15 protein-coding genes are annotated in these 18,457 nt (G+C 58.6%); 12 read left to right on the top strand and 3 right to left on the bottom strand.

The window, feature by feature from the left end:
• Window positions 1-22: 22 nt before the first annotated feature.
• From AC5SEO_RS08040 to AC5SEO_RS07995, 10 genes are all read left to right on the top strand, one after another.
• Complete coding sequence (locus AC5SEO_RS08040; protein WP_013635399.1) at window positions 23-1,315, top strand: ABC transporter substrate-binding protein; 1,293 nt, start codon at window positions 23-25, stop codon at window positions 1,313-1,315.
• Between the two features lie 66 nt (window positions 1,316-1,381).
• A complete protein-coding gene (locus tag AC5SEO_RS08035) occupies window positions 1,382-2,182 on the top strand; it encodes a phosphodiesterase (RefSeq protein ID WP_174060684.1) in 801 nt (266 codons plus the stop codon).
• A gap of 277 nt (window positions 2,183-2,459) precedes the next feature.
• A complete protein-coding gene (gene scpC, locus AC5SEO_RS08030) occupies window positions 2,460-3,956 on the top strand; it encodes a succinyl-CoA:acetate CoA-transferase ScpC (protein ID WP_003514866.1) in 1,497 nt (498 codons plus the stop codon).
• A 189-nt stretch (window positions 3,957-4,145) separates the two neighbouring features.
• Entirely contained in the window at window positions 4,146-5,468 is a 1,323-nt protein-coding gene (locus AC5SEO_RS08025; RefSeq protein ID WP_013635402.1) for an alpha/beta hydrolase, read from the top strand.
• 128 nt (window positions 5,469-5,596) lie between these two features.
• A complete protein-coding gene (locus AC5SEO_RS08020) occupies window positions 5,597-6,634 on the top strand; it encodes a 4-hydroxyproline epimerase (protein ID WP_065661431.1) in 1,038 nt (345 codons plus the stop codon).
• Window positions 6,635-6,747: 113 nt separating this feature from the next.
• Window positions 6,748-7,785 (top strand): dihydroorotase, encoded by a 1,038-nt coding sequence (pyrC, locus tag AC5SEO_RS08015; protein WP_003514871.1) that lies wholly within the window; start codon window positions 6,748-6,750, stop codon window positions 7,783-7,785.
• Window positions 7,786-7,849: 64 nt separating this feature from the next.
• A complete protein-coding gene (locus tag AC5SEO_RS08010) occupies window positions 7,850-8,548 on the top strand; it encodes an orotate phosphoribosyltransferase (protein WP_003514873.1) in 699 nt (232 codons plus the stop codon).
• A gap of 97 nt (window positions 8,549-8,645) precedes the next feature.
• Window positions 8,646-9,572, top strand: coding sequence for a carbohydrate kinase family protein (locus tag AC5SEO_RS08005; RefSeq protein ID WP_174067975.1), 927 nt, complete (start codon window positions 8,646-8,648; stop codon window positions 9,570-9,572).
• Window positions 9,573-9,696: 124 nt separating this feature from the next.
• Window positions 9,697-10,662, top strand: a complete 966-nt coding sequence (locus AC5SEO_RS08000) for an acetylxylan esterase (RefSeq protein WP_174060688.1) — start codon at window positions 9,697-9,699, stop codon at window positions 10,660-10,662.
• Entirely contained in the window at window positions 10,659-11,387 is a 729-nt protein-coding gene (locus tag AC5SEO_RS07995) for an esterase family protein (protein ID WP_025592302.1), read from the top strand. Before AC5SEO_RS08000 ends, AC5SEO_RS07995 begins: the two co-directional genes overlap by 4 nt.
• Before the next feature lie 16 nt (window positions 11,388-11,403).
• Here AC5SEO_RS07995 and AC5SEO_RS07990 read toward each other — a convergent pair whose 3' ends face one another.
• The 3 genes from AC5SEO_RS07990 to AC5SEO_RS07980 form a co-directional block, all read right to left on the bottom strand.
• A complete protein-coding gene (locus tag AC5SEO_RS07990; protein ID WP_174067976.1) occupies window positions 11,404-12,273 on the bottom strand; it encodes an ornithine carbamoyltransferase in 870 nt (289 codons plus the stop codon).
• Between the two features lie 90 nt (window positions 12,274-12,363).
• On the bottom strand, window positions 12,364-13,989 hold the full coding sequence (pgi, locus tag AC5SEO_RS07985) for a glucose-6-phosphate isomerase (protein WP_111795021.1): 1,626 nt from the start codon (window positions 13,987-13,989) through the stop codon (window positions 12,364-12,366).
• Between the two features lie 127 nt (window positions 13,990-14,116).
• Window positions 14,117-15,829 (bottom strand): long-chain fatty acid--CoA ligase, encoded by a 1,713-nt coding sequence (locus AC5SEO_RS07980; RefSeq protein WP_174067977.1) that lies wholly within the window; start codon window positions 15,827-15,829, stop codon window positions 14,117-14,119.
• Between the two features lie 353 nt (window positions 15,830-16,182).
• Between AC5SEO_RS07980 and AC5SEO_RS07975 the strand changes: the two genes are divergently transcribed.
• Both AC5SEO_RS07975 and AC5SEO_RS07970 read left to right on the top strand, forming a co-directional pair.
• Entirely contained in the window at window positions 16,183-17,232 is a 1,050-nt protein-coding gene (locus AC5SEO_RS07975) for an ABC transporter ATP-binding protein (RefSeq protein ID WP_174067978.1), read from the top strand.
• Between the two features lie 154 nt (window positions 17,233-17,386).
• On the top strand, window positions 17,387-18,403 hold the full coding sequence (locus tag AC5SEO_RS07970; RefSeq protein WP_174067979.1) for an extracellular solute-binding protein: 1,017 nt from the start codon (window positions 17,387-17,389) through the stop codon (window positions 18,401-18,403).
• Window positions 18,404-18,457 lie beyond the last annotated feature (54 nt).

Raw genomic sequence — 18,457 nt, 5'->3', positions numbered from 1 at the left:
CCAACCCATTTTGGAGAATGACATGAAAATCAACCGACGCGCTCTGATGGGCGGTCTGGCACTCGGCGTGGCGTTTGCAGGCCTCGCAACGCCGGTTCTTGCCAACGAAATCACGCTGAACGTTCTCTACAACCTGCCGGGTTTCACGAAATTCCATCAGCCGCTGGCCGATGAATTCATGAAGAAGAACCCGGATGTGAAGATCAACTTCCTCGCTCCGGCCGCAGGCTACAATGAAGGCCAGCAGCAGGTCTTGCGCTCGGCCGTCACCGGCAATCTGCCCGATGTTTATTTCTCGGGTTACAACCTGACGGCGGAACTGGTGCACACGCTCGCACCGCGCAACCAGATCACCGATCTTAGCCCATTCATCCAGGCTGAAGGCGGTCAGGCCTTCCTCGACAAGAACTACAGCCCGAAGATGGCAGCTCTCGGCCAGATCGACGGCAAGCAGTACGGCCTGCCGGTCAACGCTTCCTCGCCGATCATCTACATCAACTCCGACCTCGTCACCAAGGCTGGCGGCGACCCGGACAAGATGCCGACGACCTTCCCGGAGCTGATCGCTCTCGCCAAGAAGATCAAGGCACTCGACCCGAAGTTTGCGGGCATGAGCTACGACATCAATGGCTGGCCGGATGACTGGTTGTGGCAGGCGCTTGTTTTCGAACAGGGCGGCAAGCTCGTTGACGAAAAGACCAAGACCGTTGCGTTCGACAACGAGATCGGCCTCAACGCCCTGAAGATGACCCGCCAGTTCGTCACCGAAGGTGGCCAGAACCTGCTCGACTGGGACCAGTCGCGCCAGCAGTTCGGTGCAGGCCTTACCGGCTTCATCTTCTCAACCCCGGCCCACGTTCAGACCATCACCGGCCTGGTTGGTGACCGCTTCAAATTGAAGACGGCAACCTTCCCGCTCGACAACAAGGAAAAGGGCGGCGTGCCGACCGGCGGCAACTCTGCCGTTATACTGACGCAGGAAAAAGCCAAGCAGGATGCTGCCTGGAAGTACCTGAAGTGGATCACCGGCCCCGAGGCGCAGAACACCATCGTGCGCATCACCGGCTACCTGCCGACCAACAAGCTGGCAACCGGCGCCGACTTCCTGGCTCCCTATTACGCCGAGAACCCGAATGTGAAGACAGCTTCGCTGCAGGCTGATCGTTCTCTGCCGTGGGCCGGTTATCCCGGTGGCGATTCCGTCCGCATCTGGCGCACCCAGCGCGATATCATCGGCACCGTCATGCGCGGTGAAGTGTCGCCGGAAGCTGGCCTCAAGCAGATCGTCGAGCAGACCAACGCCCTGCTGAAGTAAGCGACACCATGGAAAAGGCTGCGGGAACCACATTCCCGCAGCCATTTTTATGCAGAAAGACCGACAATGAAGATCATCCAGATTACAGACACCCATCTTTTGCCGCCAGGCATCGCGATAAACGGCGTGGATCCCGAGAAGCAGTTGCGCGCGGCGATATCAGATATTGTCGAAAAACACGCAGACGCCGACCTTCTGGTGATGACGGGCGATCTTTGCAATTACGGCGAGCCGGAGGCCTATGAACTCCTTCGCGACATTTTGGCGTCCGTGTCCTTGCCCGTGCGGTTGATGCTCGGCAATCACGACCGCCGTCCGGAATTCGTGGCGGCCTTTCCCGAACAGCCAAGGGATGAAAACGGCTATATCCAGTCCTTTATCGATACCGAATTCGGCCGGCTGCTGTTTCTCGACAGCCACGAGGCCGATGTCATCGGCGGCATGTACGGTGCGGATCGCCTGACATGGCTGGACAAGGCGCTTGAAGGCGCTGGCAACCTTCCCGTGACAGTTTTCCTTCACCACCCGCCAATGGATTGCGGTATCCGGCATTTCGAAAACATCGGCATGCATGATGACGGCGCGGTTATGCAGCGTCTAGGCAGACATCCGGCCGGCGTGCGCCATATTGTTTTTGGCCATATTCACGTTCCGATGGCGGGCACCAGCGCTGAAGGCATCGCCTATAGTTCCGGCCAGGCCTGCGCGCATCGCTTCATCACCGATATCGAGGTTGTCGATCCCCTGTGGACCGGCGGCAACCCCTGTTACCGGGTGATCAGCCTCGGTACATTCGGCATGCGTGCCTATGATGTCGAAGTAGGGCAGGTCGTGCTGGGTCAGGCCTCCGCATGCGAAGGCCCCTGATTGCGGGCAATAGCTGAGGCAACCCTCCGGTATGTAATGAGGCGATCCATACGCCTCATCAGCGGTTGCGGTCGGCTGCGATGCTGCGATGGCCCTGCAGCCTGTCGCGCCGATGCGCCACTTGCGGTCTGTCGATCAGATTTGATGGATCAAAGCCATGGTCCCGTTCACACCCTTGATCTATGTCAGTTTCATCGTTGAAACTCCGCGCCATAGTCACTGGTGAGGTGGCCAGCCACGTGACGCGCCATCTGGAATGCAGATCATGGAGAAGTGCATGCTTGAAAAGCGTATCCGCAACGCGTCCCTCTTGAACAGGATCGTCAGCGCCGAAGAGGCTGCCGGCCTTATTCAGGATGGCATGACGGTGGGCATGAGCGGCTTTACGCGGGCCGGCGAAGCAAAGGCGGTACCGCTGGCGCTGGCCGAGCGTGCGAAGACGCACCCGATGAAGATCACCCTGATGACCGGTGCATCGCTTGGCAATGATCTCGACAAGACCATGGTGGAGGCGGGCATGCTGGCGCGCCGTATGCCGTTTCAGTCCGACCCCGCTTTGCGCAAGGCGATCAATGACGGCAAGGTGATGTTCATCGACCAGCACCTTTCTGAAACGGTCGAGCAATTGCGCGGCGGCCAGATCCACGGTGTGGATGTGGCCATCATCGAGGCGGTTGCGATTACGGCGGACGGCGGTATCGTGCCCACCACATCCGTTGGTAATTCGGCGAGCTTTGCCATTCTGGCTGAAAAGGTCATCGTTGAGATCAATCTGTCGCAACCCGACGTTCTCGAGGGGTTGCATGATATTTTCATCCCCGCAAAACGCCCGACCCGCATGCCCATTCCCGTGGTGGCAACGGACAGTCGCGTCGGTCTGCCGTTCATTCCGGTGCCGCCGGAAAAAATCGCCGCAATCGTCCTGAGCGACAAGAGCGACAGTTTTTCGACGGTGCTGCCACCTGATGACGAGACCAAGGCGATTGCTGGCCATCTCACCGAATTCCTGCTGAATGAGGTCCGTCATGGCCGCATGACCCACGAACTCCAGCCGTTGCAGGCCGGTATCGGCACCATCGCCAATGCCGTCATGCACGGTTTCATCGATACGCCGTTTCACGATCTCAAAATGTATTCGGAAGTTCTGCAGGATTCGACCTTCGAGCTTTTCGACGCGGGCAAGCTGACTTTCGCTTCCGGTTCATCGATCACGCTCTCCTCTGCCATGAACGAACGGGTCATGCCGCGACTGGCCGATTACAAGAGCAGGCTGATCCTGCGTCCGCAGGAGGTCAGCAATCACCCGGAGGTCATCCGCCGCCTCGGCATCATCGGCATCAACACCGCGCTGGAATTCGATATTTATGGCAACGTCAATTCCACTCATGTCGGTGGCACTCACATGATGAACGGCATTGGCGGCTCGGGGGATTTTGCCCGCAACGCCTATATGTCCATCTTCGTCACCAAGTCGATTGCCAAGGGCGGCGCCATCTCCAGCGTCGTGCCGATGGTCAGCCATGTCGACCATACCGAACATGATGTGGATATTCTGGTCACGGAAATCGGGTTGGCCGATCTGCGCGGCCTTGCCCCGCGTGAGCGCGCTGCGGTCATTATCGCAAATTGCGTGCACCCCCACTATCGCGATGCCCTGACGGACTATTTCCAGCGAGCGGTGGCACGCGGCGGACATACGCCGCACCTCATTGAAGAGGCGCTGTCCTGGCACAATGCCCTTCGCGAAAGGGGCACAATGCTGCCGCAGCGATAGAACTCGCCTGCACGTCACAATCACGTCTCGCGGCTCCGCAAGGCGGGGAAATTGGGTCTGTTTGGACACACCGGCGCGGAAATCTCCGCGCTTGCACGATGGTTGCTGGCGCGGCAGTTCCGCCTCCGGTAGAAATTCCTGTCCTCTGGCCGCTATCCGGCTGCCTTTGGGTTGCAGGAGAGTGATGTGATGCCAATCCGCTTCGTAGCCATAATCGCGATTGTTGCCCTGCTCGCTGGCTGCGGGGGGCGTCCCATCGGGGTCATGACGCCAACAGGGCAGACCGTGGCGGGAACCACGCCCGTCAATCTCCTGGTCGCCACCACGCGAGCTCCCTCGGACAATGCAGCCGTGCTTTTCGGCGGCGAACGCGGAACCGGCTTGAAGGTCGATGCCGTCACCATCTCCATTCCGCCCAAGGCCAACCGCAAGGTCGGGCAGGTGCAGTGGCCGAAGAAGCTGCCGCCTAACCCTCTGAAGGATTTCACCACGGTGGCGGTTGAGCCTGTTCGTTCCGAAGCGGAGACGAAAAGCTGGATCAGCAAACATATCCATAAGGACCGCCGCGTTCTGGTCTTCGTGCACGGTTTCAACAATCGTTACGAGGAATCGGTCTATCGCTTTGCGCAGATCGTCTATGATTCCGGCTCGGATGTCGTGCCTGTGGTTTTCACATGGCCGTCACGGGCGAGTATTTTCGACTATAATTACGACAAGGAAAGCACCAATTACTCGCGCGATGCGCTTGAGGAAATGCTGACCCGTCTGGCAAAGGACAAGTCGATCGGCGAGGTCACGGTCATGGCGCATTCCATGGGCACATGGCTTGCCGTGGAGGCGCTGCGCCAGATGGCCATCCGCAACGGCCGCGTCGATCCGAAGATCAGCAATGTCATTCTGGCAGCACCAGATCTCGATGTGGACGTGTTCAGCCGGCAGTTCGCCAGCTTCGGCAAGGCGCCGCCGAAATTCACCCTGTTCGTCTCGCAGGATGACCGTGCGCTCAGCCTGTCGCGCCGCATTTCCGGCAATGTCGACCGTCTGGGCCAGATCGACCCTTCCGTCGAACCCTATCGCAGCCAGCTGGAAAAGGCCGGCATCACTGTACTCGATCTGACCAAGCTGCAATCCGGTGACCGGTTGAACCACGGCAAATTTGCAGAAAGCCCTGAAGTCGTGCGCCTGATCGGCGACCGCCTCATTGCCGGCCAGACTGTGACGGATTCCGATGTCGGTCTGGGGGAGGCGCTGGGCGCGGTCAGCATCGGTGCCGCGCAAACGGTTGGAACGGCGGCAAGCGTCGTGGTCAGCGCGCCCATTGCGGTGTTCGATCCGCGCACGCGTGAAAATTACGGCAGGCAGGTGGAGAGGCTCGGTCGCTCTGTTGAAAACACCGTCGGATCGGTTGGTGATACGGCCGGCTCCGTGGTGGACGATCAGGCAGTTCAGTCTTCGCGAGTGAATTGCGACGCCGCCGCCAATCGTAACCGGGCGGAGTGCCGAAATCGCTAGATCATGATGAGAACTGGATGGCGAAAACCATAAGCGATTTTCGCCATCCAGCTCGCGCAGATTTGTATACAGCTTGTATTTTTACCTATATGGTCGGGTCAACAGCTCAACTTCCGGAGTAAGATCCCATGCGTTGGAAACGCACCCTGCAGCTTCTCGATGTTCATTGCGAAGGCGAAATCGGCCGTGTCGTCACCGGCGGCGCGCCGAAAATTCCCGGCAACACCGTGGCCGAGCAGCTTGACTGGATGAATACCGATCCAAAAGGGGAAGCCCTGCGCCGCTTTCTGACGCTGGAGCCGCGTGGCACGCCCATGGGGTCAGTCAATCTTCTGCTGCCGCCGAAACACCCGGATGCCCATACAGCCTTCGTCATTCTCCAGCCGGATCAGGCGCATGCCAGTTCCGGCTCCAATTCCATCTGCGCGACGACAGCACTTCTGGAAAGCGGCATGGTGGAGATGCAGGAGCCGGAAACGGTCGTCATTCTGGAAACGGCCGCCGGTCTGGTCAAGGCCACCGCCACCTGCCGCGACGGGCGCTGCGAAAAGGTCAAGCTGACCATGGTACCGTCCTTCGTGCATGAGCTGGATGTGACCATCGACACGCCCGAATGGGGCAAGGTGACGATGGATATTTCCTATGGCGGCATCTTTTACGCGCTGGTCGATGTGCGCCAGATCGGCCTGACCATCGAAAAGGCCAATGCAGCGAAACTGGTTGCTGCGGGCATGATCCTCAAGGACCTCGTCAACAGTGAAATGACGGTCGTGCATCCCGAAATCCCCGCCATATCAGGCGTGGCCTATGTGATGTTCCGCGATGTGGATGCCGATGGTTCCATCCGCACCTGCACCACCATGTGGCCGGGCCGGGCGGATCGCTCGCCCTGCGGTACCGGCAATTCCGCCAATCTCGCCACGCTTTATGCGCGCGGCAAGGTGAAGGTGGGAGACGAATACAAATCCCGTTCGATCATCGGTTCGGAATTCGATGTCGGCCTTTCCGCCGTCACCGAAGTGGCAGGTCGTCCGGCGGTCATTCCCACCATTGCCGGCCGCGGTTTCACCTTCGGGCTGCACCAGGTCGGCCTTGACCCCTTCGATCCCTTTGCGGACGGCTTTGCCATGACGGATGTGTGGGGTCCCGAAGCGGGCGGCATCTGAAGCTCGCTTCAAAAAAATGACATTTACAGCCGCCCGATGCCTCTCGGCGGCTGTTTTCCTGTGACGAAAGATGCTAAGCGGGCGCCAATTCCGTCATGCTCCGAGGTATCCCGATGAAGTCGCTCACCCTTCGCCGCCCTGATGACTGGCATCTGCATCTGCGCGATGGCGCCATGCTGGAAGGCGTGATCGGGGATACGAGCCGCCATTTCGCCCGCGCAATCATCATGCCGAACCTGGTGCCACCGGTGGTCACCTGCGCCGATGCCCGCGCCTATCGCGAACGCATCGTCAAGGCCATTCCTGCGGGCGACCGTTTCGAGCCGCTGATGACGCTTTATCTCACCGAGGACACGCAGGCCGACGACGTGGAAGAGGGCAAGAAAAGCGGTCTTATCACCGCCGTGAAGCTCTATCCGGCCGGCGCGACCACCAATTCCCACGGCGGCGTGCGCGATTTCAACAAGGCGATGCCGGTTCTGGAACGCATGGCGAAAATCGGCCTGCCGCTTTGCGTGCATGGCGAGGTGACGACGCCGGAGGTCGATATTTTCGACCGCGAGAAAGCCTTCATCGACACGGTTCTGGAGCCGCTGCGCCAGCGCCTGCCTGAGCTCAAGGTGACGATGGAGCACATTACCACCCGCGATGGCGTGGACTACATAAAGTCGTCCAAGGCCAATCTCGCCGGTTCCATCACCACTCACCATCTCATCATCAACCGCAACGCCATTCTGGTCGGTGGTATCAAGCCGCATTATTACTGCCTGCCCGTCGCAAAGCGCGAGGAGCACCGGTTGGCACTCCGTGCGGCCGCGATTTCGGGTGATGCCCGCTTCTTCCTCGGCACCGATTCCGCCCCGCATGTCGATCCGCTGAAGGAATGCGCCTGCGGCTGCGCCGGCATATATACCTCGATCAACACCATGAGCTGTCTTGCGCATGTCTTCGAGCAGGAAAACGCTCTCGACAAGCTGGAAGCCTTCGCTTCCCTCAACGGCCCAGCCTGGTACGGGTTGGCGCCAAATGAGGAGACCATCACGCTAGTGAAGCGCGAGGAGCCGGTGTCGTTTCCCGCCAAGATCGAGACGGGCGCCGGGCCGGTGACCGTATTTGATCCGATGTTCCCGCTTCATTGGGACGTGAGCTGATTTTTTTAATGACCGCCGGCACTGCCGGCGGTTTTGTTATGAAGGCCGAAAAAGGAGAACGCCTATGAACCATTTCACATTCACTGACCGCACTGTCGTTGCAGAACTGGTTGCGAAGATGTTGTGGGAAATCAAGGCGGTCCACTTCAATTCGGAAAGCCCGTACACCTTCGCTTCGGGCATGAAGAGCCCTGTTTATATCGACATGCGCAAGCTCATTTCCTTCCCGCGTATTCGCTCTGCGGCGATGGATTTTGCGGCAGCGGCGGTGATGCGCGAGGCCGGTTTCGAGAAATTCGACTGTGTCGCGGGCGGTGAAACGGCGGGCATTCCCTTCGCGGCTTTCCTTGCTGAGCGTCTTGGCCTGCCGATGATCTATTGCCGCAAGAAGCCAAAGGGCCATGGCCGCAACGCCCAGATCGAAGGCCATATGCCGGAAGGCGCCCGCGTGCTCGTCATTGAGGACCTGACGACGGCTGGCGGCTCGATGTTCACCTTCATCGACGCCATCCGCGCGGCAGGCGGCATTGTCGATCACGGTATTGCGCTCTTCTATTACGGCATTTTCGAACAGGCCGAAGCGCGCTTCGCCAATGGCAATGTCAAGCTGCATTATCTCACGACCTGGCGCGATGTTCTCGCTGTTGCCCGGGCTGAAAAGCTGTTCGACGAAAAGACCCTGTCGGAGGTCGAGGCCTTCCTCGATAACCCGCTGCCTTGGTCCGCAAAGCGCGGCGGCGTCAGCGAATTGCCGCAATCTTAATTTCGGATGCGGCCAGCCAGCTTGTGGCTGGCCTTCCGATCGATCTTCGTCTAAATCGATTTAAGTCCATTTGATTTGCTGTTTGAGGAGGACCGTAATGATCCTGTGTTGTGGTGAAGCCCTGATCGACATGCTGCCCCGGCAGACGACGCTGGGTGAGGCGGGTTTTGCCCCCTATGCAGGCGGAGCAGTCTTCAACACGGCCATTGCGCTCGGGCGTCTCGGCGTCCCGTCCGCGTTCTTCACGGGTCTTTCCGATGACATGATGGGCGATATCCTGCGGACAACCCTGCGGGCGAGCAACGTGGATTTCAGCTATTGCGCAACGCTTTCACGGCCGACCACCATCGCCTTTGTCAAGCTCGTCGATGGCCATGCCACCTACGCCTTTTATGACGAAAACACCGCCGGCCGGATGATCACCGAGGCAGAGCTTCCGGCCTTGGGCGCCGATTGCGAGGCGCTGCATTTCGGCGCGATCAGCCTCATTCCGGAACCCTGCGGCAGCACCTATGAGGCGCTGATGATGCGCGAGCATCAAAGCCGAGTCATCTCCCTCGATCCGAATATCCGCCCCGGTTTCATCAAGGACAAGCAGTCGCATATGGCCCGCATCCGCCTTATGGCTGCCATGTCGGATATCGTTAAATTCTCCGACGAAGACCTCGAATGGTTCGGTCTGGAAGGTGATGAGGACACGCTCGCTCGCCACTGGCTGCACCATGGCGCGAAATTGGTCGTCGTCACCCGTGGCGCCAAGGGTGCGGTCGGTTACACCGCCAATTTCAAGGTGGAAGTGGCTTCCGAGCGGGTGGAGGTCGTCGATACCGTCGGCGCGGGCGACACCTTCGACGCCGGCATTCTCGCCTCGCTGAAAATGCAGGGGCTTCTGACGAAGGCGCAGGTCGCTTCGCTGACGGAAGAGCAGATCAGAAAGGCTTTGGCGCTCGGCGCAAAGGCTGCTGCGGTGACCGTCTCGCGAGCTGGCGCAAATCCGCCCTTCGCGCATGAAATCGGATTGTAAAGGATATGGTTGAACCGTTTTGAAAAGGCGGTTCATCACTCCTGCCTGGGCCGGGGTCGTAAAAAATCGATATTTGGATATCAAGAAGCTTGTGTCGGCCGGTCTTTCACGAAACAAGCATCGCATGAGCGTTCCAACAACCCATCCTTTCGATTTCGACCCGACCTATGGCATGCGGCGCGAGCAGTTGCTGGCCATTATCCCGCCTGAGGCGCCGCCGGGCTTTGATGATTTCTGGAAGAAGCGTTGTCGCCACGCGCTGGCCACGGATCCGCGACCGGTGCTGCGCAAGAGCAAACTCAGCCATCCCCGCTGGCATGTTCTCGATATCTCATACACATCCACCGGCGGCTTCCGCATCGGTGGATGGATGCTTCTGCCGCGCAAAGGACAGGTGCGGCGCGGACTTGTTGTCGGCCATGGTTATGGCGGGCGGGGAGAGCCCGATTTCGATGTGCCGGTTGAAGAAACGGCCGTGCTGTTTCCCTGTTTTCGCGGGCTTTCGCTAAGCGCCTGTCCGCCGATTTCGTCTGACCCGGCCCTTCATGTCCTCTACAACATCGACAGAAAAGACGACTACATCATCGGTGGCTGTGTCGATGATCTGTGGATCGCCGTCTCCACGCTCGTCACGCTCTATCCATGGCTGGAGGGGCAGGTGGGCTACAGCGGCATCAGCTTCGGGGGCGGGATTGGGGCTTTGGCGATACCATATGATGCGCGCATTGACCGGGGCCATCTGGTCGTACCGACATTCGGACACCGGCCGTTCTGGCTGACGCTGCCGACCGTCGGCAGCGCGGATGCGGTCCAGACCTATCAGAAGACCCATGCCAATGTGCTGGAAATGCTGCGTCTGTTCGATGCCGCTTCTGCGGCTTCCCGCATAAAAGTGCCGATGCTGGTCGCGCCCGCCCTGTTCGATCCGGCGGTGGCGCCGCCGTGCCAGTTTGCGGTTGCCAATGCCCTGCCGCTCTCAAAATTTAATGAAATCTTCATCCTAGACGCGGGACATTTCGAATACGCTGACAGTGCATCCCAAGATGCGGTCCACAGGGACAAGGTCAGACAGTTTTTCAAGGTGCCATGAAACGCGAATATCTCCGCTGGTATAGTCAAAGGCTTCATCGTGATATGGAGCTGTTGATATTCGGTCATTCTGGCGCCAAGGTGCTGATGTTTCCCACACGCGACGGGCGCTTCTTTGAATATGAGGAACTTGGCCTTGTCGACAGTCTGGCCGATAAAGTGGAGGCCGGTCATCTTCAGCTCTATTGTATCGAGGGGCTGGCCAAAGAGACCTTTTATGCGGCCCATAATCACCCGTCCGAGCGCATTCGCCGCCATGCCGCCTTCGAAGATTATATTCTCAATGAAGTGCTGCCGCTGATGGCTAAGAAAAACCCGCATGGCGATACCATCGTGCAGGGCTGCAGTCTCGGCGCGTTTCAGGCCGCCAGCCTCGTCTTTCGTCACCCACATCTTTTCCGCAAGCTCGTCGCCTTTTCCGGCCGCTACGATCTGACGATGAAGGTGGAATCCTTCGGCGATCTGTTCGACGGTTACTACGATGACGATGTCTATTTCCACATGCCGAGCCACTTTCTGCCGGACCTCGCCTGCGGCTGGCGGCTTGAAAACCTCCGCCGCATCGACATGGTTTTCACCATCGGCGATGCCGATCCGTTTTTGGACAACAATCATCACCTGAGCCGGGTTCTTAACGACAAGCAGATAGGGCATCAGTTGCATGTCTGGGAGGGACGTGCTCATCGGGCAGGCGCCTGGCGCAAGATGGCGGCGCTGTATATCTGAGGCGCCCGGCGCCGCCTCAGGCGAGGAGAAATTCCATCAGAGCATTCTGCGCGTGCAGAAGAAATGCCTTTGCGGGCCGGCTTTGACAGGCCGGATGCGACATTGCATCTGCCGTCACTTCCTGACCACGGGCGACCGGCGGGCAGGGTAAAAAGATCACCTCGGGCTGCATCCTGTCGAGAAGGGATGCGGATATACGGTAGTTGATCAGGATATGATCCGAACCGGCGGGCCAGGAATCGGTAATGACCACATCCGCGTCCAGCAACTCCGCTATATCAGAGCTGGCCCGGAAATTCGGGTTGATGAGCGCAGCATCCGTGACGTGCCATTGTTCGGGGTAAACTTGTGTGACCTGAATTGGCAGGGACATCGAGGCCTCGACCCACGAGCGCAAAATATTGGCATCCGGCGCGACGCCGACGATCTTGAGACCGTCGACCCGGCTTCTCAAGCTTTTGATGTGGGCAAGATCGCCAAGCGTCTCGCAGGGATGATTGGACTTGGTCCGCGCGTTGATGACGGGTGCGCGCATTTCGCCCGCAAGCGCCCGGAGGGTCGAGAGTTCTTTCGTGCGGATAATGACTAGATCGAACCAGTTGTCGAGATAGCCCGCCAGGTCGGCAATTTCTTCGCGGCCATTAAAGCTGATCGGGACGGTGACACAAACACCGCCCATGGCCTGAATGCCGAGATCGAAGGCAGCGGTGTTGCGCCAACCGGTATCGTCGACGATCAGCCCGATGCGTTTTCCCTTGAGCAGCTGCGGCATCGTGCCCTTTGACCAGTCCTGCGCCAGACTGCCTGCACGGTCTATGATCGACAGCACCGCATCTTCAGGCAGGTCATGAAACGCCAGAAAATCCTTGCCTTGCCGCAGTGCCATATGTGCCTCCAATCGGCGTTCCATCGATGCTGAATTGAAAAAGCCGGAAGTTTCCTTCCGGCTTTCGTAATCATCAAGGGAGCAAGAATTTTACCCCGCCAGTCCCGACAGCGCCTTCACCAGACCCTGTGTCGAGCTGTCATGGCCGGCTGCACTTTCCTTGCCTTCAACGACGGGAAGCAGGCCGGTTGCCAGTTCCTTGCCAAGCTCCACACCCCACTGGTCGAAGGAGTTGATGCGGAACAGCACGCCTTCCACGAAGACGCGGTGTTCGTAGAGCGCGATCAGACGGCCAAGCGCAAATGGCGTCAGCTTGTCGTAGACGAAGGTAATGGACGGGCGGTTGCCGGTGAAAACGCGGTGCGGCGCGATGAAATCGGCTTGGCTGTCTTCCATGCCCTTGGAGGTGAGCTGGGCTTTCGCCTCAGCCAGCGTGCGGCCCTTCATCAGGGCTTCCGACTGCGCCAGGCAATTGGCGATGAGAAGCTGGTGCTGATGGCGCAGTTCTGGTTCGAAACCGTTGGCGGCGATCATGAATTCCGCCGGAATGACGCTCGTGCCCTGGTGGATGAGCTGGTAGAAGGCGTGCTGGCCGTTGGTGCCGGGTTCGCCCCAGACGACCGGGCCGGACTGGCCTTCGACAGGTGTCCCGTCGATCGTCACCCCCTTGCCGTTCGATTCCATGTCGAGTTGCTGCAGATAGGCAGGAAAACGCGACAGGCGCTGGTCATAGGGCAGGATCGCCCGCGTGGAATAGTTCAGCACGTTGCGGTGATAAAATCCGATGAGACCGAGCAGCATCGGCAGGTTTTCACGGATCGGCGCCTCGCGGAAATGCTTGTCCATGGCATGCGCGCCATCCAGAAACTTTCCGAAATTCTCCGGCCCGATGGCGATCATCAGCGGCAGGCCGATAGCCGACCAGATCGAATAACGTCCGCCAACCCAGTCCCAGAAACCGAAGATGCGATCGCTCTCGATGCCGAAGGCGGCAACCTTTTCCAATGCTGTCGAAACGGCGGCGAAATGGTGCTTCACAGCCTCTTCACCCAGCTTGTCGGCAATGAAACGGCGTGCGGTCGCGGCATTCGTCATCGTTTCGATTGTGGTGAAGGTTTTGGAGGCGACGATGAAGAGCGAGGTCTCGGGATCAACGAGCTTCAGCGTGTCGGCAATATGCGCGCCATCAATATTGGAGACGAAATGCGCACGCGGACCATCATGGAAAGGCGCAAGCGCCAGCGTCGCCATGACGGGGCCGAGATCGGAGCCGCCGATACCGATATTGATGATGTCGGTGATCTTCTTGCCGGTCGCACCTTTCAGGGAACCGGAGCGAATGGCGTCGGCAAACTTGCCCATGGCGGTAAGAACGGCGTTCACATCCGGCATCACATCCTTGCCGTCAACGAGAACCGGCGTGTTGGAGCGATTGCGCAGTGCGGTGTGCAACACGGCACGATCTTCGGTGAAATTGATCGCCTTGCCGGAGAACATCTCCTCGCGCTTTGCCTCGACGCCACCGTCGCGCGCCAGCTGTTCGAGAAGCGTGACGATTTCGTCATTAACAGCGCATTTGGAATAGTCCATCAGCAGGTCATCGAATTTGGCGCTGAAACGGCTGAATCGTTTGTCGTCGGCCGCAAAAGCAGCGCGCAGATCGGTTGCGGCTGTGCTGCTTGCCGTTGCTTTCAGTTTTTCGATGGTGGCCTGCATCTCGTGCTCCTCGGCTTCCTGGAAGGATGAGGAAACTATTCTTTTTCAGGCGACCAAATCAAGGCGACTTCGGTAAAAGAAATGGACTGGGAGAAAAGAAAAGAGCCGGTCACCCGGCTCTCGTCCTTTAGTTCAGATTGCGCAACTCACGCCGCAAGATCTTGCCGACGTTCGATTTCGGCAGCTCCGTTCGGAACTCGATGATTTTCGGCCGTTTGTAGTTTGTCAGGCTTTTGGCGCAGAAGGCCTTGAGTTCCGCTTCCGTCAGCGACTGATCCTTCTTGACGACGAAAAGCTTGACGGTCTCGCCGGAATGTTCGTCGGGAACCCCGATTGCCGCGCATTCCAACACGCCGGGATGGCTGGCGGCCACTTCCTCGATCTCGTTCGGATAGACGTTGAAACCGGAAACGAGGATCATGTCCTTCTTGCGGTCGACGATCTTGGTGTAGCCGCGCTCGTCCATGAAGCCCATGTCGCCTGAACGGAAGAAGCCGTCTTCGGTCATTGCTTTCGCGGTTTCATCCGGCCGCTGCCAGTAACCGGCCATGACCTGCGGCCCGCGAATGCAGATCTCGCCGACCTCGCCGGTCGGCAGGCTTTTGCCTTCCTCGTCGCGAATGTCGATTTCCGTAGAGGAAATAGGCAGGCCGATGGTGCCGCTGAATTCCGTGGCATCGAGTCTGTTAACGGTGGCAACGGGCGATGTTTCCGATAGCCCGTAACCTTCGGCGATCGGGCAGCCGACCATGGAAAGCCAACGCTCGGCCACCGGCCTCTGCACCGCCATGCCGCCGCCGAGAACGAGAATGAGCGAGGACAGATCGAGCTTGCGGAAATCCTCATTGTTCATCAGCGCGTTGAACAGCGTATTGATACCCGGAAAAATATGCGGTCGATAATGCGACAACTCCTTCACGAAGCCGGGAATATCGCGTGGATTGGCGATCAGCAGGTTATGGCCGCCAAGCGCGATGCCCATCAGCGAATTCACTGTCAGTGCAAAGATGTGGCACAGGGGCAGCGCGCAGATGAAGTTGAGGACTTCTGGACGGTCCTTGCGTTGGGTGAAAGCAGCATCCAGCCAGAGGCTGATCTGCGCCTTGTTGGCCAGAAGATTGGCGTGGGTGAGGATCGCACCTTTGGAAATGCCCGTCGTTCCGCCGGTATATTGCAGGAATGCGATATCCTGCGGCAGGAGGCGGACCGCCTTCAGGGAAAATCCCTGACCTTCCTTCAACACGGCCTTGAAGCTGATGGAGCCGGGAATAGCGTAGGCCGGCACCAGTTTCTTCACCTTGCGAACCACAAGATTGACGATATGTCCCTTGAGGCCGAGGAGATCACCCATGGCCGCAACGACCACATGTCTGACGGCGGTTTTCGGCACCGCCTGCTGCGCCACATGGGCGAAATTCTCCAGTACGAAAAGTGCTTTTGAGCCGGAATCCTTCAGCTGGTGTTCCAGCTCGCGCGGCGTATAGAGCGGATTGACGTTGACCACGATCATGCCTGCCCTCAAAATTCCGTATACGGCGACGGGGTTCTGCAGGATATTCGGCATCATCACGGCAACCCGGTCGCCTTTTTCCAGCCCTCTGGATTGCAGCCAGGCTGCCACCGCGCGGGTTTCAATATCCAGATCCCGGTAGGTCAGGGACTTTCCCATGCTGGAAAAGGCCTTCCTGTCGGCAAATTTCGCGCAGCTCTTTTCGAGAAGTTCGACAAGGGAGGTATTGGCGGATGCGGGGATTTCGGAAGGTACGCCCGGCGGGTAGGATACCAGCCAGCGCTTCTCTGCGCTGACATTTTCCGGATGTCCCAGGGACAATTCACTCATGCTTCTCCTCCCAGAGTCTCTGTCGCGCCGTGCGTTCGATGGAACGCATGAAAGGCGCTATAAGCTGCCTGATCATCATGAGACCCCCAATCAACCGGCGTAATGGCCGGATTGAGGGAACCGCATGTGGCGTCACCGGATCGACTGCTCCTCCGCTCCCCGATGACGAATGATAGACGTCTAATCACTTGACGTCCATCGTATCGGCAAAGCCTATTTAACTCTAACGTAAACGTCAATATTCCTGCCGAACATCTCGCAACCTCGTGAATGGAAACCTATTTTCCCCGCCTTTTGACTTTAATCCTGATTTGAGCGATCAACATAATTCGCAAAGCAGGGCAGGATTGGAAATGGCAGGCAACGCAGCGCTTGAACTGAAATCGGTCGGAAAAAGATTCGGCGATACGGATGTATTGTCCGATATCGATCTGACCGTCGAACGCGGCGAAATCATTTGTCTGGTGGGACGTTCCGGCTGTGGAAAATCGACCCTGCTGCGCATTATAGCGGGTGTGGAAACGCCGGATCATGGCAGCGTTTGTGTGAATGGCGCAGTCGTTGCTGGTCCGGCTGGTTTCGTGGAACCGGAAAAGCGCAATATCGGTTTCGTCTTTCAGGATTATGCGCTCTTCCCGCATCTCACCGTCGAACAGAATGTGATGTTTGGTCTCAGGTCATTGCCAAAAGCCGAGGCCCGCCGCCGGGCTGCGGAGATGATCGAGCACGTTCATCTGCAGGAGTTGGCCAAGCGCTATCCCCACACGCTTTCGGGCGGTGAGCAGCAGCGCGTAGCCCTCGCCCGCGCCCTTGCCCCGCAACCGGGCCTGCTGTTGATGGATGAGCCCTTTTCCAATCTGGACCGGGGATTGCGCGACACTGTGCGCGAGGAAACGCTGGGCGTCCTGCGGCAACTGGGCACGACGGCGATCATGGTCACCCATGATCCGGAAGAAGCGCTTTCCGCCGGCGATTGTGTGGTGCTGATGCAGCGCGGTCGTATCGTCCAGAGCGGCACGGGCTACGAAATCCACGATCATCCCAAAAGCCGCTACGCCGCCGATTTTTTCTGCGCCTTCAACAAGATCGAGGGCAGGGTGAGGGAGGGGCGGGTGGAAACGCCGCTCGGGCCTCTGGGCGATGCGTCCGGTCTGGCGGAAGGTCTTGCCGCCACCGCCTATGTTCGCCCCAATGCGATTTCGATCATCGAGGACAGCGCTGCGAAAGACGGGATTGCCGGCGAGATATCAAGTCGTGTGTTCCTCGGCGAGATCGAACAGCTCGGCATAGCCGTTCCCGGCCTTCCAGCCGACCTGCGCGTCAGGACGATGCAGCGCACACCCGCCAAGACCAAGGCCGTGCGCTTCGGCATCGATCCGAAGGGTGTCCTGATATTTACCTGAAGTTGAATGAGCGGATTTGCATGTTTATTTTCGCTCCATTTTCAACTGTTGGTGATCGAAACCCTCCTGAAAACGGCCAAATAAAACTTGATTTGATACGTCATGTATGATGTTTGCTCCCCCTATATTGCGCCATCGAAGAGGGAGACACACCATGACGAAATTTGCCAGACTTGCCCTGCTTGCCAGCACGGTCACTTTTGCAGCGGGATCAGTCAGCGCTGCTGAACTGAACATCTACACCACGAGAGAGCCGGCCCTGATCCAGCCCCTGCTGGAATCCTTCACGGCCTCCAGCGGTGTCAAGGTCAACACCGTATTCCTCAAGGATGGTCTTGCAGAGCGCGTTCTGAGCGAGGGCGCAAGCTCACCTGCCGACGTGCTGATGACGGTGGATGCCGGCAATCTCGTCGATCTCGCGGAAAAGGGTGTTACCCAGCCGGTTGAATCCGAAACCCTGAACAAGGCTATTCCGGCGGAACTTCGCGATGCCAAGGGCCACTGGTTCGCACTTTCCATGCGTGCCCGCGTTCTCTATGCGGCGAAGGATCTCGACCTTGCCTCCTTCAACTATGAAGACCTGGCAGATGCGAAGTGGAAGGGCAAGATCTGCATTCGTGCCGGCCAGCATCCCTATAATACGGCTCTCTTTGCCGACTACATCGCTCACTATGGCGCAGCGGACACCGAAAAGTGGCTTGCCGGCGTCAAGGAAAACCTGGCCCGCAAGGCAGGCGGCGGCGACCGTGACGTTGCCAAGGATATCCTCGGTGGCATTTGCGATATCGGCATCGCCAACTCCTATTATGTCGGCCTGATGCGCTCGGGCAAAGGCGGCGAGGAGCAGGTGAAGTGGGGCGACGCGATCAAGGTCGTTCTGCCGACGTTCAAGAATGGTGGCACGCAGGTCAACATCAGCGGTGCGGCTGTTGCCAAGAACGCTCCGAACAAGGCCGAAGCCGTCAAGCTTCTGGAATACCTTGTTTCGGACGAAGCCCAGAAGATCTATGCCGAAGCCAACTTCGAATATCCGGTCAGGCAGGGCGCAGCACTCAACGACATCGTTGCCTCCTTCGGCACCCTGAAGGTTGACAACAAGTCGCTGACGGAGATCGTCTCTCATCGCAGACAGGCGAGCGAGCTGGTCGACAAGGTCGGTTTCGACCAGTAAAGGCCAATTGGCGACAACAAGTTGGAAGGCGTTCGCATCCGCGGGCGCCTTCCC

This window comes from Agrobacterium sp. K11 (genome assembly GCF_059429395.1).
The sequence above is the reverse complement of the archived record's forward strand: the minus strand, read 5'-3'. Positions and strand labels throughout refer to the sequence as shown.